Genomic DNA, 24065 nt, shown 5'->3' on the forward strand with positions numbered 1-24065 from the left:
AATTCCTTGGGTGGGATGGCAGTGCCCCATGGTCGGAGTGATCCGGGAGAAGGGCGAGATTTCACGGGAAGACATCGCATGAACATGGAAACCCGCCTGGCGGCGTCGACGACCACCAATCCATCGGTCGGCCTGTTCGTTACGTGCCTTGTGGATCTCTTCCGGCCGAGCGTCGGCTTTGCTGCGTTGAAGCTCCTGCAGGATGCAGGTTGTATCGTCTCCGTCCCCGAGACCCAGACATGTTGTGGTCAGCCGGCTTATAATTCGGGCGATCGTGCCGACAGCCGCGAAATCGCCATGCAGGTGATCGCCGCGTTCGAGGGATTCGATTATGTCGTCGCGCCCTCCGGCTCTTGTGCCGCCATGTTGAAGAAGCACTATCCCGAGCTCCTTGCCGGCGATCCCGTCTGGGAGGCGCGCTCGACCGCCTTTGCCGCCAAGGTCTTCGAGCTGGTGAGCTTTCTTGTCGATGTCCGAAGGGTCACATCGGTCGATGCCGCGGTCGATGCGAGCGTGACCTATCACGATTCCTGCTCCGGCCTTCGCGAGCTCGGCGTCCACGACCAGCCGCGGGCGCTTCTTGCCAGCATCGACGGTCTTTCGCTGACGGAACTGCGCGACGCCGACGTCTGCTGCGGCTTCGGCGGGACTTTCTGCGTCAAATATCCCGACATTTCCAACGCCATCGTCACCAAGAAATCCGTCGCGATCGAGGAGAGCGGCGCCGACATGCTGCTTGCCGGCGATCTCGGCTGCCTGATGAACATGGACGGCAAGCTGAAGCGGCGGGGCGTTGCGATGGAAGTCCGGCACGTCGCCGAGGTTCTGGCTGGGATGACCGACACCCCGCCGATCGGCGGCAGACTGTGAGGATCGTCCGCGGGACCACGCTGATCGAGGTCCTGACGGCCGACATTACGCTTCTGGCCGTGGATGCGATCGTCAATGCCGCGAACGAGAGCCTGCTCGGCGGCGGCGGCGTCGACGGCGCCATCCACCGCGCGGCGGGGCCCGAACTCCTGGCAGAGTGCCGAACGCTCGGCGGCTGCCCGACCGGCGAGGCGCGCATCACCGGCGGCTTCCGGCTTCCCGCGCGCCACGTCATCCACACAGTCGGTCCCGTCTGGCATGGCGGCGACCGCGGCGAGCCGGCTCTTCTCGCCAGCGCCTATCGCAACTCCTTCGCGCTGGCAGAGGAGAATGGCGTCCGCAGCATCGCCTTTCCCGCGATCTCGACCGGCGTCTACGGCTATCCCAAAGCCCTGGCCGCCGGGATCGCCGTCCGCGAGTGCCTGGCGGCCGCGCCGGGTTTCGACCGCATCGTGCTGTGCTGCTTTTCGGAAGCGGACACGCTAGTCTACGCCGATGCGCTCGCAGCGGAGGCCAAACCATGAGCCTTGCCAAGGACAAGCCCAATTCGCCCAAGTCGTCGACTTACGAGGACGACGTCTATGCGTGGGCTTGCGAGCAGGCGCAACTGCTGCGGCTGAGGCGGTTTGACGAAGTCGACCTTGCCAACGTGATTGAGGAAATTGAGAGCGTGGGCCGTGCAGAGCGCAAAGGATTGAAGTCGAGCTATCGGCTGGTGATCGTCCATCTTCTCAAATGGCAATTGCAGCCGCAAAGGCGAAGCCGATCATGGTTTAATACCATCGGGCGCGAGCGGGACGGGATTGAAAACGACGAGAACGACAGTGCATCGCTTGCCGCACAGGCGGTAGATATTGTCACAGAGGTCTATTCCAGCGCCCGCCGGCAGGCGGCCCGCGAAACCGGCCTGCCGCTCTCCGCTCTGCCCGCTACATGTCCCTACAGCCTCGATTTCCTGCGCGACCACGACGCGATGCCGGAGTAGACCCATGCAAGTGACCTCGCACGCCTTCAAGGCCAATTCCGTCAAGGCGCTGGCCGATCCCGAGCTGCAGCGGGCCATGGGCAATGTCGAAAAGGGCTTCATCGGCAAACGCCAGAAGGCCGTCGATCTGCTGCCGGAGTTCGACGCGCTCCGCGACAGCGCGGTGGCGATCAAGAACCACACGCTGAAACATCTCGACCTCTACATCGAGGCCTATGTGAAGCGGGTCGAGGCGGCCGGCGGCACCGTGCATTTCGCCGAGGATGCCGACCACGCCAAGGCGATCTTCCTGTCCATCGCGCAGCGTCGCAAGGCCAGGACCGTGACGAAGGGCAAGACCATGATCTCCGAGGAGATCGGTCTCAACGCCTTTCTCGAGGAGAACGGCATCACCCCGGTCGAGACCGATCTCGGCGAATACATCATCCAGCTGCGCGGCGAGCATCCGAGCCACATCATCGCCCCCGCCGTGCATCTGACGCGCGACCAGGTCGAGGCTGATTTTCGCCGCGTCCACACCCATCTCGACGCCGACCGCAACCTCACGGAGCCGGTGACGCTTTTGGCCGAAGCGCGTGCCATCCTCCGGCAGAAATACGGCGAGGCCGATATCGGCGTTACCGGCGCGAATTTTCTCGTCGCCGAGACCGGCACCTCGGTCATCGTCACCAATGAGGGCAATGGCGACCTGACGCAGCTTCTCGGCAAGTGCCACGTCGTCCTCGCCTCGATCGAGAAGCTGGTGCCGACGCTGGAGGACACGGCGCAGATCCTGCGCATCCTCGCCCGCTCGGCGACCGGCCAGGAGATGAGCGTCTACACCAGCTTCTCGACTGGGCCGAAGCGGGCGGAGGATCTCGACGGGCCGGAGGAATATCACGTCATCCTGCTCGACAACGGCCGCTCGGCCATGCTCGGCACCGAGTTCGAGGAGATGCTGCGCTGCATCCGCTGCGGCGCCTGCATGAATCACTGCCCGGTCTACCACGCCGTCGGCGGCCACACTTATGGCTCCGTCTATCCCGGCCCCATGGGCGCGGTGCTGACGCCGAGCCTGTCGGGCATCCACAAGGCCGGGCATCTGCCGAACGCCTCGACCTTCTGCGGTCGCTGCCAGGCGGTCTGTCCGATGAAGATCCCGCTGCCGAAGATGATGCGCCACTGGCGCGAAAAGGAGTTCGAGCAGAACCTTCAGCCCAAGCCCGCCCGCGCCGGCCTAAAACTCTGGGCCTATGTCGCGCGGCGCCCGAAGCTCTATCGCTTCGCCGCGTCGGTCGGCATGCCGATCCTCTCCCGCCTCGGCGGCAGCAAGCACCGCTTTGCCTCGTTGCCGCTCGCTGGCGGCTGGACGCAATGGCGCGACCTGCCGGCGCCCGAGGGACGCACGTTCCTGCAGCAATATGCCGAGGCGCAGCGCAAGCAGGCCGAAGCCCGGGCGCCGAAGGTCCCGGCATGAGCGGCTCGTCGCGTGACGCAATCCTTTCGCGCATCCGCCATGCCAATGGGGGCCGCCCGTACGATCCCGCCCGTCAGGCCGTGGTCGACGCGCGGCTTGCCGAGGCGCCGCCCGGCGTCATCCCGGCGCGCGGCCAGCTCGACCCCGAAGCGCGGCTGGCTCTGTTCATCGACATGGCGACGCGGGCGAGCGCCACGGTCGTGCGCGTCTCCAACTATGCCGCCGTGCCGGAAGCCGTTGCCGACTGGCTGCGGCAGAACAATTTCCCGGCGACCCTACGCATGGGCGCCGATCCCCGCCTTGCGCCGGCCGATTTCGGCGCGACCGCGTTGGATGTGACGACCGGCGCCAGCAGCGGCGGCGACCTCAATGCCTTGTCGCATGCCGAAGGCGGCATCGCCGAAACCGGGACGCTGATGTTCGTCTCGGGTCCCGGCAATCCGACGAGCCTCAATTTCCTGCCGGAGAATCATGTCGCGGTCGTCGCCGCCGGCGATGTCGTCGGCGACATGGAGGCGCTCTGGAGCACCGTCCGGTCGCGCGAGGGCAAGGGACAGATGCCACGCTCGGTCAATTTCGTCACCGGACCGTCGCGCTCGGCCGATATCGAGCAGACGCTGCTCCTCGGCGCGCACGGGCCGCGGGCCCTCCATATCATCGTCGTCGGCTAGCGCGCCGGGCGAAAAAGTGGGAACCGGTTTTTCGCAGCATCCGGCACGGCAACTTAAAAGTCAGCGTTTCGCGCGATCCCGGAAAATCGCCCGAAACGCTAGATCGGGCAAGGCGGTAGGGGCCTGCCGATCGGGTGTAACGTGCTTCCTCGCCTCCGCTGGCGCGCCTTGCTTCAGTCGACGTCTTCGTCTTTCGTCAACACATCTTACGCAGGTGGCAATAGTTCGATGCCGCGGGAAGCATCGCTTTACCATTGGTCTGTCTTGAGCTGCTGTTAAGTAAAGTTCGAACGGCTTTGTTCATTCCCGCGGGCTATCTCTGTTCGTACACCGGCAACCGAGCGGATCGATATCACGCTGGAACCGGGGAACAGGGCAAGGTTCGGCAGCACGCCGACGGACGAGAAGCGAGAGCGACATGACCTTCTGCACCATGAGACAGCGCGCCGGCACAAACAGCGCCAACCTTCCGCTGCCGATCCTGCCCGTGCCGAGCCCGTCGGCCCAGGCGATCCTCGACCTCTTCCGCTAGCCGGGAGCCGGCTCGACCAGCCGAGGCGACCGGCAGGCGGGTCCCCGCGAAGGACCGCGGAAACGTCCCGGCGATCGACCGCATCCTCTGGACAAAGCACGGTTCCTCTGGACTGCTCTCCTGATCCCAAGGAGGCGCCAGATGCCCGTCGCGATCGACAATCTTCTTCCCTTCCTCTTCGCCAGCATGATCCTTCTTGTCATCCCCGGGCCGACCATCGTCATGGTCGTGTCGCAGGCGCTGGCGCAGGGACGGCGCGTGGCGCTCGCCAGCGTCCTTGGCGTCGGGCTTGGGGACCTCGCCGCCGCCAGCCTGTCATTGGCCGGTGTCGGCACCCTGCTCGCCGCTTCGGCTGCGGCCTTCACGCTGCTCAAAACCCTCGGCGCCGTCTATCTCGTCTATGTCGGGGTCACGCTGTGGCGCGCCCCGCCGACGGATCTCGCAGCGCTCGAATCCGCACCGTCGCAGCCGAGAGGCCGCGTTTTCCGCGATGCCTTCCTGGTGACCTTGTTCAATCCCAAGGGCATCGTCTTTTTCGTGGCCTTCGTGCCGCAGTTCATTGCCGTCGACCGCGCCTTCGCGCCGCAGGCCGTCACCTATGTCGCGCTCTTCGTCCTCCTCGGCGTCCTCAACGCCTATCTGTATCTACTCCTCGCCAGCCGGGCGCGCACGGCCATCCGCAGGCCCGGCGCGCTGCGCGCGGCGACGCGCGCCGGAGGCGCCCTCCTCATGGCTGCCGGGATCGCCGCCTTGTTCGCACGGCGACCGGCGTAAGCTTTGGAACGGGCCGCGGGCGCGCACGTTGCTGTGGCGAAGAACGAGGAGAATGTGATGACCAGCGACACCAAGCCAACCGCCAACGAAAACGATCCGCATCCGCTGGGCGACGGCAAGACCATCCCCGGCCAGCAGCATCGTCCGCTGACCGACGAAGAAGATCTCGACAATGCCATCGACGATACGTTCCCCGCCTCCGACCCGGTCCCGCCGAGCCGGATCGACGGTCCGAACGACTGATCCTGGTCTGATCCTTCCCACGAGAATGCCCGGCCCGGTGGCCGGGCATTTGCGTTTTCGGCAGCGGATTCACGCAGCGCCTGCCGATATCCCCGGCGGCAGTCCGGAAACTTGGATTTGCGGCGGGGATGGGCTAGGACCCAGCACATGGTCAACAGGTCGCCGCCGCCCCGGTATCCCCTCGGGATATGCGCTGGGCCGCGGCGCGCGTTTCGGGCGGCATGACATGGCTTCCAAGCCGATCAAGGTGAAGGCGCGCCAGCCGCGGGGTTTCGGCGATCGCGGCGCCGGCGACCTGCGGGCGCAGGACAGGATGATCGCGGTCATCAAGGGCGTCTACGAGCGCTATGGCTTCGAGCCGGTGGAGACGCCGATGTTCGAATACACCGATGCGCTCGGCAAGTTCCTGCCCGACAGCGACCGCCCGAACGAGGGCGTGTTCTCGCTGCAGGACGACGACGAGCAGTGGCTGTCGCTGCGCTACGACCTGACCGCGCCGCTCGCCCGGCACGTGGCCGAGAACTTCAACGACATCGCGCTGCCCTATCGCAGCTACCGCGCCGGCTACGTCTTCCGCAACGAGAAGCCGGGGCCGGGCCGGTTTCGCCAGTTCATGCAGTTCGACGCCGACTCGGTCGGCTCGCCGGGCGTCTCGGCCGATGCGGAGATGTGCATGATGATGGCCGACGTCATGGAGGCGCTCGGCATCGCGCGCGGCGACTACGTCATCCGGGTCAACAACCGGAAAGTTCTCGACGGCGTGCTGGAGGCCATCGGCCTCGGCGGCGCGGAGAATGCCGAGCGGCGACTGACGGTGCTGCGCGCCCTCGACAAGCTCGACAAGTTCGGCTTTTCAGGCGTGCGCGAATTGCTCGGCAAGGGCCGGCTCGACGACAGCGGCGGCAAGGGCGATTTCACCAAGGGCGCCGAACTGGACGCCGAGAGCATCGAGCGCGTGCTACGCCTGTTCGATATCGGCGGAACGTCTTTTGATGCCGTCGACGCGCAGGGCGCCGGCGAGGTCCGGCTCGCCAAGGCGAGCGAGGCTTTCGGCGACAATGCCCGCGTCGCAGAAGGGCTGGACGAGCTCCGGCAGATCGCGGCGATGTGCCAGGCAGCAGGCTACGACGACACCCGCGTCCTGATCGACACATCCATCGTCCGCGGCCTCGAATACTATACCGGCCCGGTCTACGAGGCCGAGCTCCTCTTCGATGTCACGAACGAGAAGGGCCAGAAGGTGCAGTTCGGCTCGGTCGGCGGCGGCGGCCGTTATGACGGGCTGATCGCCCGCTTTCGCGGCGAGGCGATTCCCGCGACGGGCTTTTCCATCGGCGTCTCGCGCCTGATGACGGCGCTGAAGAATCTCGGCCGGCTTGAGGAGAGCGAACGGACCGGACCGATCGTCGTCACCGTCATGGACCGCGATCGGCTGGCGGATTACCAGCGCCTGACGACCATCCTGCGCGACGGTCTCAATCCGAGGGACGCGGACGGCCACCCTGTCGGCCCGGTCGTTCCGGTCGAGATGTTCCAGGGCAATCCAAAACAGTTCGGCAAGCAACTGCAGTATGCCGACCGCCGCAACAGCCCTTGCGTGGTCATCCAGGGCGGCGACGAGAAGGCGGCGGGCATGGTGCAGGTGAAGGACCTGATCGAGGGCAAGCGCCTCTCGGCCGAGATCGAGGACAACGCCACCTGGCGTGCCAGCCGGCCGGCGCAGGTCATGGTGCCCGAGTCCGACCTTCTGGATTCGGTGAAAAAAATCCTCGCCGCGCAGGCAGCGGATCGGCTCGCCGGCGAGGGGGGCTCGGGCGACGGGGCTTCTGCGCCGCAGGTCGACGCCTGAGGTGAGTCCTGCCGTCACCCCTTCGATGGATGAGGCGCTGCTGTCGCTGTTTGCCGCCCGCGGTGCGGAGGCCGTCACGGTGCCGATCCTGCAGCCGGCCGATCCCTATCTCGACGCCGCCGGCGAGGCGTTGCGCCGGCGCATCTTCCTGACGCGCGGCGAGGGCGGCGAGGCGCTGTGCCTGAGGCCCGATTTCACCATTCCCGTCTGCCTCTCCCACATCGGACTCGGCGGCGTCCTGCCGCGGCGCTATTGCTATCTCGGTCTGGTCTTCCGGCAGCTGCGGACAGACGGCTCGGAATTCCGCCAGGCTGGAATCGAGGATCTCGGCGACACGAACTTCGCCACCGCCGACGCCCGCGCGGTGGCCGATGCCCTCGCAGGGCTCGAGGCGGCGGGCCATTCCGGCGCGCTCGACATCGTTCTCGGCGACCAGGGACTGTTTGAGGCCTTTCTGGCAGCTCTCGGACTTCCCGATGGCTGGCAGCGACGGCTGGTGCGCACCTTCGGGGACGACACGCTGCTGGCCGCCGCGCTGGGCGATCTCAGCCGCCACGACGGCGAGGCGGTGGCAGGGCTCGATCCGCGCCTCCACGCGCTGGCCAAGGCCGGCGAGACCGGCGGGCTGGCGGCGGCGGTCGAGACGCTGATGGACGAGGCGGGCCTGTCGCCGCACGCCGGCCGCACGCCGGCCGAAATCGCCCAGCGCCTCGTCGAGAAGGTCGCCGTCGCCGAGACGGCGCTGTCCGATATGGCCTTGCAGCGGCTGCGGCGCTTTCTCCTCATCGATTGCCCGCTGAACGAGGCCGCGGCTCTCCTGAGCGAGATGACGAGCGCCAGCGGTCTCGACATCGGCCGGGCGCTTGCCGTGTTCGAGGCGCGCAATGCAGCGCTCGTCGCGGTCGGGGTCGATCTCGGCGCCATCCGCTATCGCGCCGCCTTCGGCCGAACCATCGACTACTATACCGGCATGGTCTTCGAGGCCCGTATTCCCGGCGCGCGCGATCCGCTGGTCGGTGGCGGCCGCTTCGACCGGCTGCTGACTTTTCTCGGCGCGACGGTGCCGATCCCGGCGGTCGGTTTCGCCCTCTGGCTCGACCGGATTGCCGCCGCGACGGCCGGAGGAGGACGGCCATGACGCTCACCCTTGCCATTCCGTCCAAGGGCCGCCTGAAGGAAGAGTCGATCGCCGCCCTCGGCCGCGCCGGAATCATGGTCACCTCGGCGGAGGATTCGCGCAGCTATCGCACCCGCGTCGCCGGCATCGAGGACCTCGACGTCGTGCTGCTGTCGGCCTCGGAAATCGCGCGGGAACTGGAAATCGGCACGATCGACTTCGGCATCACCGGCGAGGATCTGGTGCGCGAGACCATTGCGGACGCCGACCGGCGGGTCGAGATCGTCGCCCGCCTCGGCTTCGGCGCGGCCGATGTCATCGTCGCCGTCCCCGAGGCCTGGGTCGACGTCGAGACCATGGCCGATCTCGGGGACGTCGCCTCGAGCTTTCGCCAGCGCCATCACCGGCGTATGCGCATCGCGACCAAATACCAGCGGCTGACGCAGGGTTTCTTCTCGCGCGGACATGGCATCCAGAGCTATCGCATCGTCGAGAGCCTCGGCGCCACCGAAGGGGCGCCGGCGGCGGGCTCGGCCGACATCATCGTCGACATCACCTCGACCGGCTCGACGCTGCGCGCCAACCGGCTGAAGGTGCTGCGCGACGGTCTGATCCTGGCTTCCGAGGCCTGCCTGGTGCGCACCCGCGGGGCCGATGGCGAGCCGCCGGACGCCGCGACCGAGGCCGTCCGCCGCCGATTCTTGCCGGATCCGTGATGCCGACGCGCGACCGTGCCGATTGCCCGAATCCGACATATCTCTCACGTCATTAGTTTACGCTTGGCGGGCTAGAAAATGCTGGGCGCGACCTAAGTCGACTTGCCCCGCTGTGTTCGGATTCAGATGACTTTTGACAGCACCTTGGCAACGACGGGATTCCTGCAGACGGAAGCCCCGTCACGGCGGGCCGGTATCGACATCGCCGTCGAGGCCGAGACAGAGCGACTATTGGCCGGACGCACGCGCGACATTCGGCTGCGCGGAGCCATCATGGACCGCTACCAAGCCTGGTCCTGGCCGCGCCGCGCCAAGATCGTGCGGTCCTGGATGTTGTGGGTTGCCGGCCTCAATGTCTTCCTCAGCGCCATCGGCCTGATCTTCTCTCCCAGGCTTCTCGTTTTCAACCTCGTCTTCATGGGTCTGTTCGTTCCGGCAGTCAATTTCGTCGTCCACGGTCTCTGGAGGCGGCCCCGCGGCCCGTTGATCGAACCGCTGTCGCTGGTCGTCGCGACACTGACGACAATGGTAGTCTACGGCATTTTCGGCTCGTTGATCGGCGGCTACGATCACGAGCGATACCTGACGGGCGCCTTGTTTCTCGCCGCGATCGCCCTGGTGGTGTTCGACATGACCCTGACTTGGTCGACCGCGCTCGGCGTAGGTGCGCTTCTGATCTTTGCGCTGTTTCAAATCCGGAATTTCGACTTGGAGCCGACGCAGGTCTATTTTTCCATCGCCTTCTTCGGATTCGGAGTGGCGGCGACGATTGCGGCGCGGCGCACATCGACCCTTCTCGCCCACAAGAGCTTCCTGCTGACGGTCAGGGACGCCAAATACAGCCGCGCCCTTGCCGAAGCCAACTGCAATCTTCATCGGTTGGCGACGCTCGATCCTATGACGGGAATCGCGAACCGGCGGTCTGTCCAGGACCACACCGATCGCCTTTGGCGGGACCCCGCCGTCGACAAGCGCCAGGTCGCCGTGATCATGGTCGACATCGATCATTTCAAGCGTCTGAACGACGCCTTCGGCCATGCTGCCGGCGATGCCTGCATCTGCCAGGTCGCCGATGCCATGGTTGCCTCGACGCGACGGGGGCTCGATCTCGTCTCGCGCTATGGCGGCGAAGAATTCATGGTCATTCTGACGCGGGCACCGGCCGAGACCGTGATGCAGATCGCCGAGCGCATCCGCAGCACGGTGGAGGCCCTGAAGATCAGCGTTTCCGGTGGCGAGACCGCCGTTCTCACCCTCACTGTCAGTCTCGGCGTCGCCATCGCACAGGACGGGGTCGGCCCGGAAACTCTCGCCACCCGTGCCGATGACGCGCTCTACGAAGCCAAGCGGCGGGGGCGCAACCGGGTGTGCCGCTGGCCGGTGGATGTCTCACCGCAGGCGGGCCCAACAGATCTGGAGCAGAAGTCGGAAGTACAGCATTCCGCCGTTCGGCTCACGCGCCAATGAAAAAGGACAGCATCGGACCAGAAATCGCAATCCGTTGACGGAAAATCCGATGCGCAACTCCTAACAGGTGGATCGTCGCCAGGTGCGCGAAGGCATGCACGGCGCTGAAGATCGGGACGGTCCTTCAAAGAAAAGCCATCCCGCAGCTGGGGCGCCGCGCCGGAAAGGCCGCCGTGATCGCCCTGATAATGCGCTGCCTTGACCTTTTCAGACGAAAAAGGCGGCCCCGGGGGCCGCCTCTCTATGTGTCCCGGAAGAACCGGGAATTCAGACCGTCGCCGAGACCCGGCCCGTCCGACGCTCGAGCGCGTAGGTGCCGGCACCCGCACCGGCCAGAGCGAGGAAGCCGCCGGCCATGGCGATGTTCTTCATCAGGATGGTGAATTCGGCCGAATGCGCCATGAAGCCGGTGGCGACGCAGAACAGCGCCAGCAGGATGGCCGCGATGCGGACCTGGAAGCCGACGATGACGGCAAGGCCGGCCAGAAGCTCGAAGGCACCGACGAGGTAGACGAAGACGACCGAGTCCGGCAGGCCGAGGCTGCCGAAATAGCCGGTCATGCCGGCCGCGCCGACCAGCTTGCCGTAGCCGGCGATGACGAAGTCCGCGCCCAGAAGGATGCGGGCGAGGAGAAGCAGGAGATTGGAGTTCATGGCGAGCCATCCGGGAAGAATTGAGCGATGCGGCTATTTACAGCGCCCGGCCGCGGATTGCATCCACTCCGACGGCAACCGATCGTTCACCGTCGGAGACACAATCAGCGCAATCAGCCCGGGCGAACCATGAGCGATGGGTCGACAATCCGGTCGTAATCCGCGGCGCTGACGAGGCCCGAGGCGATCGCCTCGTCGCGCAGCGTCGTGCCGTTGTGATGCGCCGTCTTGGCGATTTTGGCGGCATTGTCGTAGCCGATGGTCGGGGCCAGCGCCGTCACCAGCATCAGCGACTGCTGCATCAGGCTGGCGATCCGACCCTCATTGGCCTTGATCCCGTCGATGCAATGTTCGCGGAAACTGTCCATCGCATCGCCGAGCAGGCGGATCGACGACAGGACGGCGTTGGCGATGACCGGCTTGAAAACGTTCAGTTCGAAATGACCCTGGCTTGCGGCCACGGTCACCGTCGTCTCGTGGCCGAAGACCTCGCAGGCGACCATCGTGATCGCTTCCGCCTGCGTCGGGTTGACCTTGCCCGGCATGATCGAGGAGCCCGGCTCGTTCTCCGGCAGCGACAGTTCGCCGAGGCCCGAGCGCGGGCCGGAGCCGAGGAAGCGGATGTCGTTGGCGATCTTGAAGAGATCGGTCGCCAGCGCATTCAAGCTGCCGTGGAAGAAGGCGAGCGCGCCATGCGAGGCGAGTGCCTCGAACTTGTTCTCGGCGGTGCGGAAGGGGTGGCCGGTGAGGGTGGCGATCTCGGCGGCGATGGCCGTGTCGAAACCCACCGGAGAGTTCAGCCCGGTGCCGACGGCGGTGCCGCCCTGCGCGAGGGCCAGCACGTCGTCGAGCGCCTGCTCGACGCGCCGCCGTCCGAGCTTCAGCGCCGCGGCATAGCCAGAGAATTCCTGACCAAGCGTGATGGGCGTCGCATCCTGGGTGTGGGTGCGGCCGATCTTGATGATGTGGTCGAACGCCTTCGCCTTGGCATCGAGCGAGGCGTAGAGGGCGTCGATGGCCGGAAAGATCCGCTTCATGGTCTCGATGACGACGGCGACATGCATGGCGGTCGGGAACACGTCGTTCGACGACTGGCCCATGTTCACATGGTCGTTCGGATGGACGGGCTTCTTCGAGCCCATCTCGCCGCCGAGCATCTCGATCGCCCGGTTCGAGATCACTTCATTGACGTTCATGTTCGTCTGGGTGCCCGACCCCGTCTGGTAGACGACGAGTGGAAAGTGGTCGTCGAGCGCGCCGGAAAGAACCTCGTCCGCCGCCTTCTCGATGGTCGCCGCAAGGGTCGCATCGAGCTTGCCCATGCGCGCATTGACGGTGGCCGCCGCCTTCTTCACCAGCGCCAGCGCATGGATCAGCGGGATCGGCTGGCGGTCGGTGCCGATCTTGAAGTTGTTGAGGGAGCGCTCGGTCTGCGCTCCCCAGTAGCGATCGCTCGCGACCTCGATGGCACCGATCGAATCGGTTTCGCGGCGTGTCGTCATGGCCCGTTCTTCCCCATCAGGAAGCCGGGCAATGCGCTCCGGTGGCGGCCCAGGCTTCGTACAAAGCGCCGAATTCGGCCTGCGTGCCCGGAGCGGGTTCGCGGCCCTTGCCCGGGTTCCAGCCCCATCCGACGAGATCGTCCTTTGCCATGTGCTCGACGAGTTCGGCAAGGGTCTTGCCGCCGTTTCGGTTCTCGTCCTTGATCTGCACGCAGATCTCGGCGAGCGACTTGCCAACCCAGGCCATCTCGATCGGCGCGACATGCCAGTTCGGATTGCCCGGAATCGACTGGATCGTCTCGGCCTGCGCCGGAACGTCGACATTGGCCGGCCCGTGGCAGGTGTTGCAGGTCATGCCGGGCATGCCGAAGTTGGATTCCCCGCGGCGGACCGGCGGCTCGTGCAGCTTCATGTCCATGCCCTGCAGCGGGACGTCGCCCTTGGGGTGGCAGTTGAGGCAGCGCGGGTGCTGCAGGACCTTGCCGGTCTCCTGGAAGATGGCGATCGAGCGGGCCTTCTCGTCCGCGATCGAATCGAAGGCCGATACCGGTTTCAGGGTCTGGGCGTCGGCTGCCTTCTCCTGGGCGCTGGACAGCGTCGGCGCCATCAGCGCGATGCCGATGGCAAGGGTCGCGGCGGCGCCGGCGAGGACGAGGATAGGCTTCACGTTACGCACTTTCACGACACCACGACATTGACGATGGGCAGGCGCCGGACCGGGCTTCCGGTCAGGCGACGCCAGGCATTGGCGACGGCCGGCCCGATCGGCGGAACGCCGGGCTCGCCGACGCCGGTCGGCGGTTCGCTCGATGCAATCACCGCCACCTCGACATGCGGCATCTCGTTGATGCGCAGCGAGCGGTAGTCGTGGAAGTTGGACTGCACGATGCGGCCGCCTTCGCCGAGCGTCACTTCGTCGAAGAGGACGGCTCCGAGGCCGTAGCCGATGCCGCCCTCCATCTGCGCCGCGATGACGTTGGGGTTGATCGCCACGCCACAATCGACGGCGCACCAGACCTTGTGCACGCGCGGCAGGCCGTCGGTGCCGACCGAGACCTCGACGATCTGCGCGACATAAGTGTCGAAGCTCTTCACTACCGCGACGCCGCGCTCGCGGCCCTCCGGCACGGGCGAGCCCCAACCGGCCATCTCGGCGACTTTCTTCAGGGTACCCATGTGGCGCGGCTCGTTGCCAAGCATGGCCAGGCGACCCTCGACCGGGTCTTTGCCCACCTTCTGCAGCAGTTCGTCGACGAAGGTCTCGACGGCGAAACCCGTATGGGTGTGCCCGACCGACCGCCACCAGAGCGCCGGCACCACGAGCTGTGTGTTGTGGGCGACGACGTGCAGGTTCTCGACCGCATAGGGCAGGTTGGACGCGCCCTCGACCGAGGTCGAATCGAGATCCACCTTGCCCATGATCGACTGGCCGACGATCGACTGCCGCCAGCCGGTGATCTGGCCCTCGGCATTGATCGAGGCCTTCATCCGGTGGGCGTAGATCGGGCGGTAGAAACCGCCGCGGATGTCGTCCTCGCGCGTCCACATGTGCTTCACCGGGCGCGTGCCGTCGGTTGCCTTGAACACCTCGGCGGCCTCGCGCATGTAGGGCGAACCGAACTGGGCACGCCGGCCGAAACTTCCGCCGCCGAGCTGGGTGTTGACGCGGACCTTCGCCTCGTCGACGCCGAGCACCTGGGACAGGGCCTGCTTGTCCTGACCGGGAAACTGCGAGCCGTTGTAGCAGTCGATCGAGCCGTCGGCGTTCTTGATGATGACGGCGTCGAGCGGCTCCATCGGCGCGTGGGCGAGGAACGGGAAGACGAGCTCGGCCTCGAGCGTCTCGGCGCCAGCCTCCGCGAAGGCCTTGTCGACGTCGCCGCGGTTGGTGGCCTCGAGACCCTGTTCCTCGAACTGCTTGGCGTAGTCGGCGGCAATCTCGTTGCTGGACCGCGTCTCGGCCTTGGACATGTCCCATTCGACGACCAGCGCCGCCCGGCCCTTCAGGGCCGAGTAGGTGTCATTGGCATAGACGGCGACGCCCTGCGGCACCTGCTTGACGTCGACGACGCCCGGGATCTTCAGCGCCTCCGCGGCGTCGAACGATTTCACCGTCGCGCCGAAATGGTCGGGATGGGCGACCATGGCGATCAGCATGTTGTCGGCGGTCACGTCGAGGGTGAAGACGGCGGTGCCGTTCGACTTGGCGACGGTGTCGAGCTTCGGCAGCTCCTTGCCGATCAGGACGAAATCCTTGGGGTCCTTCAGCACCGGTTCGGCCGGTGGCGTCTCCTGCGCCGCCTTGTTGGCAAGCGCGCCGAAACCGCTCTCCTTGCCAGAGGCGGCATGGGCGATGCGGCCCTTGGAGACCGTGATCTCCGCGGCCGGAACGCCCCATTCCTTCGCGGCGGCGGCCACCAGCATGGCGCGCGCGGTGGCACCGGCCTTGCGCAGCTGCGCATAGGAATTGGCGATGGAGCTCGACCCGCCAGTGCCCTGCAGGCCGAAAGCGAGATTGGCATAGACCTTGTCGTCTGCCGGCGCGTGGACGGCACGCATCTGGCTCCAATCGGCGTCGAGTTCCTCGGCGACGAGCGTCGCGAGGCCCGTGAACGGACCCTGGCCAAACTCGATGTGCTTGGAGAGGATCGTGACGGTGTCGTCGGCGCCGATCCGCACGAAGGCATCGAGCGTCGCGAGATCCCCGCTGCCGCCAGCCTTGACGGCCTCGGCGGCAAACAGCGACTTCGGCGCCAGCGTCAGGCCGATGACGAGACCGGCACCAGCGAGAAAGCCGCGCCGGGTGGGGGAGAAGGCGTGAATGGTCATGGCTCAGCCCTCCAGCGTGTCGGCGGCGTTGTGGATCGCCTGGCGGATGCGTTGATAGGTGGCGCAGCGGCAGATATTGCCGGCCATCGCCCCGTCGATCTCGTCGTCGGTCGGTTTCGGCGTCGCCTGCAGCAGCGAGACGGCGGACATGATCTGGCCGGACTGGCAGTAGCCGCACTGCGGCACGTCGATGGCGACCCAGGCCGCACGAACGGCCTCGGCCTCGGTGCCCGCGACACCCTCGATGGTGATCACTTCGGACCCCTCGACGGTCGAGATCGGCGTGATGCAGGAACGGCGGGTCATGCCGTCGAGATGCACCGTGCAGGCGCCGCACTGGGCGACGCCGCATCCGTATTTGGTGCCGGTGAGCTTTTCGAAGTCGCGGATGACCCAGAGAAGCGGCGTATCGGGATCGCCGTCGAAGGTCTTTTCCTGGCCGTTGAGCATGAAGGTGATCACGGCATTCTCCTTGATAGGCAGCCGCGATGGGGCGTGCGAACGCGCCGGGCGACCGGATTTGATATGGTTCTAATCTGCCAGAGGAAGGGGCGAAGTGATAGGCAGGAGACCCTGCAATCTCACTGCAAAGGCCCCGCAGAGCGGTGCGCCGCTCTTCCGAAAAACGTCCCAACCCACGGAAAAAAAATAAAAAAAGGCCGCCCCAAAAAGGGGGCGGCCTTCCTACCGATCGGTAAAAAATATGTTAGGAGAGCGTGTCTTTGACCGCGTCCTTGACCTTGCCGTAGTTCTTTTCGGCCTTGCCTTCCGTCTTGTCGACGGTGCCTTCGGCCTCGAGGCGCTCGTTGCCGACTGCCTTGCCGGCAGTCTCCTTGATCGCGCCGCCAGCCTGCTTCGCGCCACCGGAGATCGTGTGCTTGTCCATGGTCTTAGCCTTTCAACATTGCCGCTTGCCGAATTCGCGCGGCCTGTCTGAAGAACGGCGCGCCGGCCCGAGGGTTCCGCCGGCAACGGCCGATGGTTGAGGCGATGGGCTTTGCTTGCCGCTCAGATCAGTTGCCAAATCTGGCTCAGCGCCAGGACGCAGATCAAAAGACCCACGAGGCGCAGAAGCCAGTTCTGCGGGATGATTCGTATCGCGTAGCCGGCAAACGGCGCGACCACCACGCCACCGCAGACGAGACCGGCCACGGCCATGGCGTTGGTCATCAGGTCTGGAGCGTCCTCCCAGTGTCCGGTCACCAGCGCCAAGGCGAAGGACAGCGAGACCGAGAGGGTCACCAGGAACTCGGCCGCATTGACCGATCCGATGACGTAGCGCGGCTGTCCCCCGGCGCCGAGAAGCCCGGATGTGACGATCGGCCCCCATCCGCCACCGCCGATGGCGTCGAACAGTCCCCCGACGAGCGCGAGAGGTGGCACCACTCTGGCGGGAACGGGTTTTTGGGGAACCTGGCGGAACGAGCGTGACAGGAGATAGGCGCCCATGACCGCCAGATAGGCCGCGACGTAGGGCTTCACCACGTCGCCGTCGAGGCCGGTCAGAACATAGGCTCCCAGGGCGCCTCCCAGAACGCCGAAAGGCACAAGCCGCCAGAACAGCTTCCAGTCGATGTTCTTGTGCCAGATATGGGCGCCGCCCGATGCCGCGGTCGTGAACAGTTCGGCTGCGTGGACGGAGGCGGAGGCCTGGGCCGGAAGCACGCCGAAGCTGAGGAGAACGGTCGAGGAGATGACGCCGTAGGCCATGCCGAGAGCGCCGTCGACAAGCTGCGCCAGCGCCCCGACGAAGAAGAAGATCATGAAATCGTGCATCTGGAACCCGCCTGAGAAAGATCACTCAGCCTATCCAAGCAACCGTCCGCGGACAGGCGGTGCGTTCCAAATTTACGGGCGTATCGAGCCGAAACAACCAAGTTCTCTGCGGCCGGTGCGAAAACACAAAAAAGGGCCCGGCATGACTGCCGGACCCCCTGTCGCGATGTGAGCCAATTGGGCCCAGGAAGCTCTCGCTTCTTAGAAGTCCATGCCGCCCATGCCGCCCATGCCGCCGCCCATTCCGCCGCCCATGCCGCCGCCGCCGCCGGCGCTCTCGCGCTTGGGAGCTTCGGAAATCATGGCTTCGGTGGTGACGAGGAGGCCGGCAACCGAGGCCGCATCCTGCAGGGCCGAACGGACGACCTTGACCGGATCGACGATGCCCATCTGGATCATGTCGCCGTATTCGCCGGTCGCGGCGTTGTAGCCGAAGGTGACCGAGGAGTTGTCGAGGATCTTGCCGACGACGATCGAGCCTTCTTCACCGGCATTGGTGACGATCTGGCGAAGCGGAGCCTGGAGGGCGCGGCGCACGATGGTGATGCCGGCTTCCTGGTCCTGGTTGGCGCCCGTGATGGTCAGGGCGTTGGAAGCGCGCAGGAGAGCGACGCCGCCGCCAGCCACGATGCCTTCTTCGACGGCCGCACGGGTCGCGTTGAGGGCGTCGTCGACGCGGTCCTTCTTTTCCTTGACTTCGACTTCCGTCGCGCCGCCGACGCGGATGACCGCGACGCCACCGGCGAGCTTGGCCAGACGCTCCTGCAGCTTCTCGCGGTCGTAGTCCGAGGTGGTCTCCTCGATCTGCTGCTTGATCTGGCCGACACGGGCCTGGATCTGCGCGCTCTCGCCGGCACCGTCGACGATGGTGGTGTTCTCCTTGGTGATGGAGACCTTCTTGGCGCGGCCGAGCATGTCGAGCGTGACGGTCTCGAGCTTGATGCCGAGATCTTCCGAGATCACCTGGCCACCGGTCAGGGTCGCGATGTCTTCCAGCATGGCCTTGCGGCGATCACCGAAGCCCGGCGCCTTGACGGCGGCGATCTTCAGGCCGCCCCGCAGCTTGTTGACGACGAGCGTGGCCAGGGCCTCGCCTTCGACGTCTTCCGAGATGATGAGAAGCGGCTTGCCCGACTGGACGACCTGCTCGAGCACCGGAAGCATCGCCTGGAGGTTCGAAAGCTTCTTCTCGTGCAGGAGGATGTAGGGGTCCTCGAGCTCGGCGACCATCTTCTCGGGGTTGGTCACGAAGTAGGGCGAGAGGTAGCCGCGGTCGAACTGCATGCCTTCGACGACTTCGAGCTCGGTCTCGGCGGTCTTGGCTTCCTCGACGGTGATGACACCCTCGTTGCCGACCTTCTGCATCGCCGAGGCGATCATCTCGCCGATTTCCTTCTCGCCATTGGCCGAGATGGTGCCGACCTGGGCGACTTCATCCGAGGTCTCGATCTTGCGGGCCGAGGCCTGCAGGGCTTCGACGACCTTGATGACGGCCATGTCGATGCCGCGCTTGACGTCCATCGGGTTCATGCCGGCGGCGACGGCCTTGCCGCCTTCGCGGACGATCGCCTGGGCCAGAACGGTCGCGGTCGTGGTGCCGTCACCGGCCTTGTCGTTGGTCTTCGAGGCCACTTCGCGCACCATCTGGGCGCCCATGTTCTCGAACTTGTCCTCGAGCTCGATCTCCTTGGCGACGGTGACGCCGTCCTTGGTGATGCGCGGTGCGCCGAACGACTTGTCGATGACGACGTTGCGGCCCTTGGGGCCGAGCGTCACCTTGACGGCGTCGGCGAGGATGTCGACGCCGCGCAGCATGCGTTCGCGGGCGTCACGGCCGAATTTTACTTCCTTGGCAGCCATTTGAATGTCTCCTCGATGCGCTCGAAACGAGCCGCATCGTGTTGAATTGAGGGGGAATGAGAGTTTGGACGCCCCGCGGGACAGGTCGCCCCGTCACCGGACCGGGGGTCCGACAGTCGACTGATCAGCCGACGACGCCCATGATGTCGGATTCCTTCATGATCAGAAGGTCTTCGCCGTTGAGCTTGACCTCGGTGCCCGACCACTTGCCGAACAGGATGCGATCGCCGGCCTTGACGTCCAGCGGCTGGATCTTGCCCTGCTCGTCGCGAGCGCCAGCGCCGACGGCGATGATCTCGCCTTCCTGCGGCTTCTCCTTGGCCGTATCCGGGATGATGATCCCGCCGGCCGTCTTGGTCTCGGACTCCACGCGACGCACGACGACCCGATCGTGGAGAGGACGGAAGTTCACAGTTGCCATAGTCGTTGGCCCTTCAGCTGTAGAGGACAACCGGCGCTCTTTCGGGCTGCCGGTTCGGATTGTTGGCACTCGCCTTGGCTGAGTGCTAGCGGCCCTGAAATAGGGGCCAGGCCCCATGCTTGTCAAGGTCGATCGCGGGGGTTCTCCCGCAATCCACCGGTCCGACGACGCTCCGGGGAAGCCTGCGCATGCACCCAGCGCGTTGAAATTTTTGCCAAATGGCGCCGACCCGTCGAAGTCGATCGATCCGGGAAACGCCGTCTTAACGCACGCTGGAGCTAAGGTGTTGGCGTCGTGGAAGGCAGTCTGCCGATCCATAATATCGGTGGTTTGTCATGAAGATACGGGAGTCGCTGAAGCGCTTCAGGCGCGGCGAAAAAGGCAACTTCGCAGTGCTGGGCGCTCTGGTCGCCGTTCCGCTGGTTCTGGCCATGGGCGGCGCCGTGGATCTCAGCATGATGTATTCGAACCGGGTACAGGTTCAAAATGCCGCCGACGCGGCAGCCCTTGCTGCGGCCAAGCAGTATTCCGTCGATCCAGATCCGGCGAATCTCGCGCTCTACGCGAAGAACTTTTTCGACGGCAACGTCAGCGGGCTGTCCCGGAGCACGGCCAGCCTCGTTTACGACGGCGTGAGCTTCGATGAAGATCACACGCGTCAGTTGAAGCTTCACGCCGAATATACGTACAGCCCGATGTTCCTGCCGCTGAGCGTGACCGCGTCCAAGATCTTCGGCGGCAAGATCATCAAGGTCGCCAGCACCGTGCAGGTGTCGGATACGACCGTCGAGGTGGCGATGGTGCTCGACACTTCCGGGTCGATGGCAAGTTCGCCCAGCGCCGGTGGCGAATCGAAGATTGTGACGCTGCGCCGCGTCGCCCGCTCTGCAGCGGCGAAATTCTTCGCCGGTTCCGGCGCTGCTTCCGACGATCCGGCGCGGGTCGCCGTCGTGCCGTTCTCGGGCGCCGTGAACCTCGGCGTGGACAATCTCGATGCCTGGTGGATGGACCCGAAGGGGCTGTCGCCGCTTCATCACGAGAACTTCGACTGGACGACGCTGACGGACGCCGGCGGCAACCGGCTGGCGACACCTTCGACGAGCGACAAAGGCTGGTACCTGACCGCCAACCCCGCCGTGCCGCTGACGCGCCAGTACGTCGTGAAGAACATGAAGACGCCGACGACCGTCAAGGATACGGCAGCCTGCAAGTACAAGGGCGAGACCTATTCCGGCTGCACCTGGTCGGGGAAGGACGGCTCCTGGGTGATGAAGAAGTCCTCCCCGATCTGCAGCCAGTCCAGCGACCCGACGGGGTGCCACCCCTACAGAATTACCTATGCCAGCAAGCCGATGTTCGAGCTCCGCGGCTGCGTCGAAGCGCGGGGCGGGGTCTATGGAGTGACCGACGACGCGCCGTCGGAGAAAAATCCCGCGACGCTCTTCGTTCCCTACATGGCCGTCGACGAGCCCGATTCGACCGGGTTCAACAATTTTCTCGCCGACGACGCCTTCCAGTTTCCGCAGGGGGTCTATCCGCTGGACGGCAAGAGTTTCTTCGCCCAGCAGCGCAACATGAACAAGTATCTCCTCTACCCGACCCGGACGCAGTCGAGGGAAGGGGACAATCATCGCTACAGCCCCAACCACATCTGCGATTCCGCGCCGGTGATGCCGCTCTCGACGGATGCCGCTGCGGTCGACGGCATGATCGGCGGGCTCGAGGCGGTGGGCGCCACCAATGTCGATGAGGGCGTCGGCTGGGGCTGGCGTGTCCTGTCGCCCGGCGAACCCTTCGCCGGCAGCCGTGCCTATTCCGACCCGAAGAATATCAAGGCGATCATCCTGATGACCGACGGCGAGAACACCTCCTACGTCTCGGGCAATGACGACAAGTCGTGGTTCAGCTCCTACGGGTTCGCCCAGGTGCCGGTCTACAATACGAAGAACGAGCAGACCGGGACGAAGGCGGGCCGGATCTTCGAACAGTCGGGCCAGTCGGTCAGCTACACCAATTCCGCCTTCACGCTCGCCATGGACGGCCGCACCAGGAAAGTCTGCGCCAACGCCAAGGCCGATGGCAAGAGCATCATGACCGATGCCAACGGCGCGCAGCTGAGCGACGAGCGCGGGCCTGTCGTGAAGGACGGCATCATCATCTACACCATCGCCTTCGACATTCCCAAAGCCTCGGCGACGAGAGTCGATGCGCTTCTGAAGGACTGCGCCTCCTACAGGACCGAGGATCTGCGCAACACGGCGCTGGCCTATGCCAGCAAGGCAAAGAACTTCTATTCGGCAAAGAACGCCGCCGAGCTCGACGAGGCCTTTGCCGCGATCGCCGCCTCGCTCTCCAAGCTTCGCGTCGCGCGCTGATCGGCGCCGGCAGCCGGCTCGCTTGACCCCGCGCGCCGGGCTGGCTATCGCCGGTCCGGCGCGGTCGCTCCGTCCGGCACACGGCCGGCAAGCGTCGTGGGAAGCGAAAGCGACAGGGTCCAATGACGCAACTGCAAAGCATTGACGGGTTGGCGGCGGTCGCCGGCGGTTACGACGCCATTTTCTGCGACGTCTGGGGGGTCGTCCACGACGGCGAGAAGAAGTCGCCGTCGGCCGAGGCGGCACTGGCGGCCGCGCGGACGGCGGGGTGCAGGGTCTTCCTTCTCACCAATTCGCCGCGCCGGGCGGAGAGCGTCGCCAGCCAGCTCGACGCGTTCGGCGTGGCGCGGTCCGCCTATGATGGCATCGTGACGTCGGGGGATGTAACGCGTGCCCTCATCGCGAGGGCGGGAAAGGAACTTTTCCATCTCGGTCCCGCCCGCGACGTGGATCTCTTCGCCGACCTCGACGTCGCGCTTGTTCCGGCGGACAAGGCCGAGGCGGTCGTGTGCACCGGGCTCGTCAACGACGAGGTCGAGACGCCCGAGGACTATGCCGCGACTCTGGCACAGATGCAGGCGCGCGGCCTGCCGATGATCTGCGCCAATCCCGATATCGTCGTCCATCGCGGTGACCGGCTGATCTGGTGCGCCGGGGCGCTTGCCCGCGACTATGTCGCGCTCGGCGGCGACGTGCGCATGGCCGGAAAGCCATATCGCCCGATCTATGAGGAGGCGTGCCTGGCGGCGGCGATCGCTCCCGGCCAGACGGTGCTGGCCATCGGCGACGGGCTGAATACCGACATTCGCGGGGCCAACGATTTCGGGCTCGACGTGCTCCTCATCGTCGGCGGCATCCACGGAGCGGAATTGGGCAGCGCCGGCGGCGAGCCGAGGGCGCTCGAAAGGCTCCTTGCAGAGCAGGATCTCACGGCGCGCTACTTCATGCCCAGTCTCGCATGATCCACCGCTGCACCGACCCGCGTGAGCTTGGCGCATCGCATCGCGGGGCCGTCGTTGCGATCGGCAATTTCGACGGCGTGCATCGCGGTCACCAGGCCGTGCTGGATGCGGCCCGCAGCGAGGCGGCACGCCGCGAGGCGCCGCTCGTCTGCCTCACCTTCGAGCCGCACCCGCGCAGCGTCTTCCGTCCGGACCAGCCGGTGCCGCGGCTGACGCCGGCGCCGATGAAGGCGCGGCTTCTGGATGCCCTCGGCTTCGACGCCGTCGTCGAGCACCGCTTCGACCGTGATGTCGCCAAGCTCAGCGCCGATGCCTTCGTCGCCGAGGTGCTGGTCGCCCAGCTCGCCGTCCGCCATGTCGTCGTCGGCTTCGACTTCCAGTTCGGCGCCTACCGCCTCGGCACGCCGCCCTTTCTCGTCGAGCAAGGCGCCGCGCGCGGCTTTGGCGTCACCGTCGTCGAGGCTTTCGTCGACGAAGGCGGGGCGATCGTCTCCTCCAGCCGCATCCGCGAGGATCTCGGCCGCGGCGAGGTCGCCGAGGCGGCGGCCCGGCTCGGCTATCGCTGGACCATCGAGGCGCCCGTCGTCCACGGCCAGAAGATCGGCCGCACCCTTGGCTATCCCACCGCCAACATGGCCTTCGCCACCGACGATCTTCTCGCCCACGGTATCTATGCCATCAGGTTCCGCAGGGCCGACGGGACGCTCCACGACGGCGTCGCGAGCTATGGCCGGCGGCCGACCTTCGACAACGGCGCCGCCCTGTTCGAGACCTATCTCTTCGATTTTTCCGGCGATCTCTACGGCGAGACCGCCGAAGTCTCGCTCTTCGCCTTCCTGCGCGGCGAGGAAAAGTTCGACGGCGTAGATCCGCTCATTGCGCAGATGGACCGCGACGCGGCCGAGGCGCGGGCGTTCCTGGCCGGCGCGGCGCCGCTGTCGCCGCTCGATTCCGCCATCGCCTTCTGATCGCCATCGCGGGGCGGCTGCATGGCTCCTGGCGTTTC

At 65.9% G+C, this 24065-nt stretch carries 23 protein-coding genes; 14 read left to right on the plus strand and 9 right to left on the minus strand.

The features are described 5' to 3' along the window. Positions 1 to 78 precede the first annotated feature (78 nt). The 11 genes from Sa4125_RS01690 (at position 79) to Sa4125_RS01740 (ending at position 10680) form a co-directional block, all read left to right on the plus strand. Positions 79 to 870 (plus strand): (Fe-S)-binding protein, encoded by a 792-nt coding sequence (locus tag Sa4125_RS01690; RefSeq protein ID WP_224003048.1) that lies wholly within the window; start codon positions 79 to 81, stop codon positions 868 to 870. After that, entirely contained in the window at positions 867 to 1394 is a 528-nt protein-coding gene (locus tag Sa4125_RS01695) for an O-acetyl-ADP-ribose deacetylase (RefSeq protein WP_224003050.1), read from the plus strand. The genes Sa4125_RS01690 and Sa4125_RS01695 overlap by 4 nt, the downstream gene beginning before the upstream one ends. Continuing rightward, positions 1391 to 1855, plus strand: coding sequence for a DUF29 domain-containing protein (locus Sa4125_RS01700; RefSeq protein WP_224003052.1), 465 nt, complete (start codon positions 1391 to 1393; stop codon positions 1853 to 1855). Before Sa4125_RS01695 ends, Sa4125_RS01700 begins: the two co-directional genes overlap by 4 nt. 4 nt (positions 1856 to 1859) lie before the next feature. Then, a complete protein-coding gene (locus Sa4125_RS01705; RefSeq protein WP_224003054.1) occupies positions 1860 to 3311 on the plus strand; it encodes a LutB/LldF family L-lactate oxidation iron-sulfur protein in 1452 nt (483 codons plus the stop codon). Then, positions 3308 to 3982 (plus strand): lactate utilization protein, encoded by a 675-nt coding sequence (locus tag Sa4125_RS01710; protein ID WP_224003056.1) that lies wholly within the window; start codon positions 3308 to 3310, stop codon positions 3980 to 3982. Before Sa4125_RS01705 ends, Sa4125_RS01710 begins: the two co-directional genes overlap by 4 nt. A gap of 673 nt (positions 3983 to 4655) precedes the next feature. After that, on the plus strand, positions 4656 to 5288 hold the full coding sequence (locus Sa4125_RS01715) for a LysE family translocator (RefSeq protein WP_224003058.1): 633 nt from the start codon (positions 4656 to 4658) through the stop codon (positions 5286 to 5288). A gap of 57 nt (positions 5289 to 5345) precedes the next feature. Beyond that, complete coding sequence (locus Sa4125_RS01720; protein ID WP_224003060.1) at positions 5346 to 5531, plus strand: hypothetical protein; 186 nt, start codon at positions 5346 to 5348, stop codon at positions 5529 to 5531. A gap of 226 nt (positions 5532 to 5757) precedes the next feature. Then, a complete protein-coding gene (gene hisS / locus Sa4125_RS01725) occupies positions 5758 to 7380 on the plus strand; it encodes a histidine--tRNA ligase (protein ID WP_224003062.1) in 1623 nt (540 codons plus the stop codon). Positions 7381 to 7405: 25 nt separating this feature from the next. Then, positions 7406 to 8518 (plus strand): ATP phosphoribosyltransferase regulatory subunit, encoded by a 1113-nt coding sequence (locus Sa4125_RS01730; RefSeq protein WP_224007430.1) that lies wholly within the window; start codon positions 7406 to 7408, stop codon positions 8516 to 8518. Then, the gene (gene hisG / locus Sa4125_RS01735) at positions 8515 to 9213 is read left to right on the plus strand and encodes an ATP phosphoribosyltransferase (protein ID WP_224003064.1); all 699 of its coding nucleotides are present in this window, start codon (positions 8515 to 8517) and stop codon (positions 9211 to 9213) included. Before Sa4125_RS01730 ends, hisG begins: the two co-directional genes overlap by 4 nt. A gap of 126 nt (positions 9214 to 9339) precedes the next feature. After that, entirely contained in the window at positions 9340 to 10680 is a 1341-nt protein-coding gene (locus Sa4125_RS01740; protein WP_224003066.1) for a diguanylate cyclase, read from the plus strand. 267 nt (positions 10681 to 10947) lie between these two features. Here Sa4125_RS01740 and Sa4125_RS01745 read toward each other — a convergent pair whose 3' ends face one another. The 9 genes from Sa4125_RS01745 to groES all read right to left on the minus strand — a co-directional run bounded on the left by Sa4125_RS01745 (position 10948) and on the right by groES (position 19722). Next, positions 10948 to 11334: a DoxX family protein gene (locus tag Sa4125_RS01745; protein WP_224003068.1), complete on the minus strand. Its 387-nt coding sequence runs from the start codon at positions 11332 to 11334 to the stop codon at positions 10948 to 10950. A gap of 113 nt (positions 11335 to 11447) precedes the next feature. Continuing rightward, positions 11448 to 12836: a class II fumarate hydratase gene (gene fumC / locus Sa4125_RS01750; RefSeq protein ID WP_224003070.1), complete on the minus strand. Its 1389-nt coding sequence runs from the start codon at positions 12834 to 12836 to the stop codon at positions 11448 to 11450. 16 nt (positions 12837 to 12852) lie between these two features. Further along, complete coding sequence (locus Sa4125_RS01755; RefSeq protein ID WP_224007435.1) at positions 12853 to 13443, minus strand: Isoquinoline 1-oxidoreductase subunit; 591 nt, start codon at positions 13441 to 13443, stop codon at positions 12853 to 12855. 71 nt (positions 13444 to 13514) lie between these two features. Next, a complete protein-coding gene (locus tag Sa4125_RS01760) occupies positions 13515 to 15665 on the minus strand; it encodes a xanthine dehydrogenase family protein molybdopterin-binding subunit (RefSeq protein WP_224003072.1) in 2151 nt (716 codons plus the stop codon). 3 nt (positions 15666 to 15668) lie between these two features. Beyond that, a complete protein-coding gene (locus tag Sa4125_RS01765; RefSeq protein ID WP_275967460.1) occupies positions 15669 to 16127 on the minus strand; it encodes a (2Fe-2S)-binding protein in 459 nt (152 codons plus the stop codon). Positions 16128 to 16371: 244 nt separating this feature from the next. Next, positions 16372 to 16551 (minus strand): CsbD family protein, encoded by a 180-nt coding sequence (locus Sa4125_RS01770; RefSeq protein ID WP_224003074.1) that lies wholly within the window; start codon positions 16549 to 16551, stop codon positions 16372 to 16374. Between the two features lie 122 nt (positions 16552 to 16673). Continuing rightward, on the minus strand, positions 16674 to 17441 hold the full coding sequence (locus tag Sa4125_RS01775) for a sulfite exporter TauE/SafE family protein (RefSeq protein WP_224003076.1): 768 nt from the start codon (positions 17439 to 17441) through the stop codon (positions 16674 to 16676). Positions 17442 to 17642: 201 nt separating this feature from the next. Beyond that, positions 17643 to 19301, minus strand: a complete 1659-nt coding sequence (gene groL / locus Sa4125_RS01780; RefSeq protein ID WP_224003078.1) for a chaperonin GroEL — start codon at positions 19299 to 19301, stop codon at positions 17643 to 17645. Between the two features lie 124 nt (positions 19302 to 19425). After that, complete coding sequence (gene groES / locus Sa4125_RS01785; protein WP_188849147.1) at positions 19426 to 19722, minus strand: co-chaperone GroES; 297 nt, start codon at positions 19720 to 19722, stop codon at positions 19426 to 19428. Positions 19723 to 20057: 335 nt separating this feature from the next. Between groES and Sa4125_RS01790 the strand changes: the two genes are divergently transcribed. The 3 genes from Sa4125_RS01790 (at position 20058) to Sa4125_RS01800 (ending at position 24027) form a co-directional block, all read left to right on the plus strand. Then, positions 20058 to 22097: a TadE/TadG family type IV pilus assembly protein gene (locus tag Sa4125_RS01790; RefSeq protein ID WP_224003080.1), complete on the plus strand. Its 2040-nt coding sequence runs from the start codon at positions 20058 to 20060 to the stop codon at positions 22095 to 22097. 122 nt (positions 22098 to 22219) lie between these two features. Next, a complete protein-coding gene (locus Sa4125_RS01795; RefSeq protein WP_224003082.1) occupies positions 22220 to 23059 on the plus strand; it encodes a TIGR01459 family HAD-type hydrolase in 840 nt (279 codons plus the stop codon). Then, positions 23056 to 24027, plus strand: coding sequence for a bifunctional riboflavin kinase/FAD synthetase (locus tag Sa4125_RS01800; RefSeq protein WP_224003084.1), 972 nt, complete (start codon positions 23056 to 23058; stop codon positions 24025 to 24027). Before Sa4125_RS01795 ends, Sa4125_RS01800 begins: the two co-directional genes overlap by 4 nt. Positions 24028 to 24065: the final 38 nt, after the last annotated feature.

Origin of the sequence: Aureimonas sp. SA4125 (genome assembly GCF_019973775.1) — a bacterium.
Classification (GTDB): Bacteria; Pseudomonadota; Alphaproteobacteria; order Rhizobiales; family Rhizobiaceae; genus Plantimonas.

Coding starts and splice junctions, on each gene's coding strand:
- Sa4125_RS01690 (WP_224003048.1), top strand. CDS start 79: ATGAACATGGAAACCCGCCTGGCGGCGTCGACGACCACCAATCCATCG.
- Sa4125_RS01700 (WP_224003052.1), top strand. CDS start 1,391: ATGAGCCTTGCCAAGGACAAGCCCAATTCGCCCAAGTCGTCGACTTAC.
- Sa4125_RS01705 (WP_224003054.1), top strand. CDS start 1,860: ATGCAAGTGACCTCGCACGCCTTCAAGGCCAATTCCGTCAAGGCGCTG.
- Sa4125_RS01710 (WP_224003056.1), top strand. CDS start 3,308: ATGAGCGGCTCGTCGCGTGACGCAATCCTTTCGCGCATCCGCCATGCC.
- Sa4125_RS01715 (WP_224003058.1), top strand. CDS start 4,656: ATGCCCGTCGCGATCGACAATCTTCTTCCCTTCCTCTTCGCCAGCATG.
- Sa4125_RS01720 (WP_224003060.1), top strand. CDS start 5,346: ATGACCAGCGACACCAAGCCAACCGCCAACGAAAACGATCCGCATCCG.
- hisS (WP_224003062.1), top strand. CDS start 5,758: ATGGCTTCCAAGCCGATCAAGGTGAAGGCGCGCCAGCCGCGGGGTTTC.
- Sa4125_RS01730 (WP_224007430.1), top strand. CDS start 7,406: ATGGATGAGGCGCTGCTGTCGCTGTTTGCCGCCCGCGGTGCGGAGGCC.
- hisG (WP_224003064.1), top strand. CDS start 8,515: ATGACGCTCACCCTTGCCATTCCGTCCAAGGGCCGCCTGAAGGAAGAG.
- Sa4125_RS01740 (WP_224003066.1), top strand. CDS start 9,340: ATGACTTTTGACAGCACCTTGGCAACGACGGGATTCCTGCAGACGGAA.
- Sa4125_RS01745 (WP_224003068.1), bottom strand. CDS start 11,334: ATGAACTCCAATCTCCTGCTTCTCCTCGCCCGCATCCTTCTGGGCGCG.
- fumC (WP_224003070.1), bottom strand. CDS start 12,836: ATGACGACACGCCGCGAAACCGATTCGATCGGTGCCATCGAGGTCGCG.
- Sa4125_RS01755 (WP_224007435.1), bottom strand. CDS start 13,443: ATGGCGCCGACGCTGTCCAGCGCCCAGGAGAAGGCAGCCGACGCCCAG.
- Sa4125_RS01760 (WP_224003072.1), bottom strand. CDS start 15,665: ATGACCATTCACGCCTTCTCCCCCACCCGGCGCGGCTTTCTCGCTGGT.
- Sa4125_RS01770 (WP_224003074.1), bottom strand. CDS start 16,551: ATGGACAAGCACACGATCTCCGGTGGCGCGAAGCAGGCTGGCGGCGCG.
- Sa4125_RS01775 (WP_224003076.1), bottom strand. CDS start 17,441: ATGCACGATTTCATGATCTTCTTCTTCGTCGGGGCGCTGGCGCAGCTT.
- groL (WP_224003078.1), bottom strand. CDS start 19,301: ATGGCTGCCAAGGAAGTAAAATTCGGCCGTGACGCCCGCGAACGCATG.
- groES (WP_188849147.1), bottom strand. CDS start 19,722: ATGGCAACTGTGAACTTCCGTCCTCTCCACGATCGGGTCGTCGTGCGT.
- Sa4125_RS01790 (WP_224003080.1), top strand. CDS start 20,058: ATGAAGATACGGGAGTCGCTGAAGCGCTTCAGGCGCGGCGAAAAAGGC.
- Sa4125_RS01795 (WP_224003082.1), top strand. CDS start 22,220: ATGACGCAACTGCAAAGCATTGACGGGTTGGCGGCGGTCGCCGGCGGT.
- Sa4125_RS01800 (WP_224003084.1), top strand. CDS start 23,056: ATGATCCACCGCTGCACCGACCCGCGTGAGCTTGGCGCATCGCATCGC.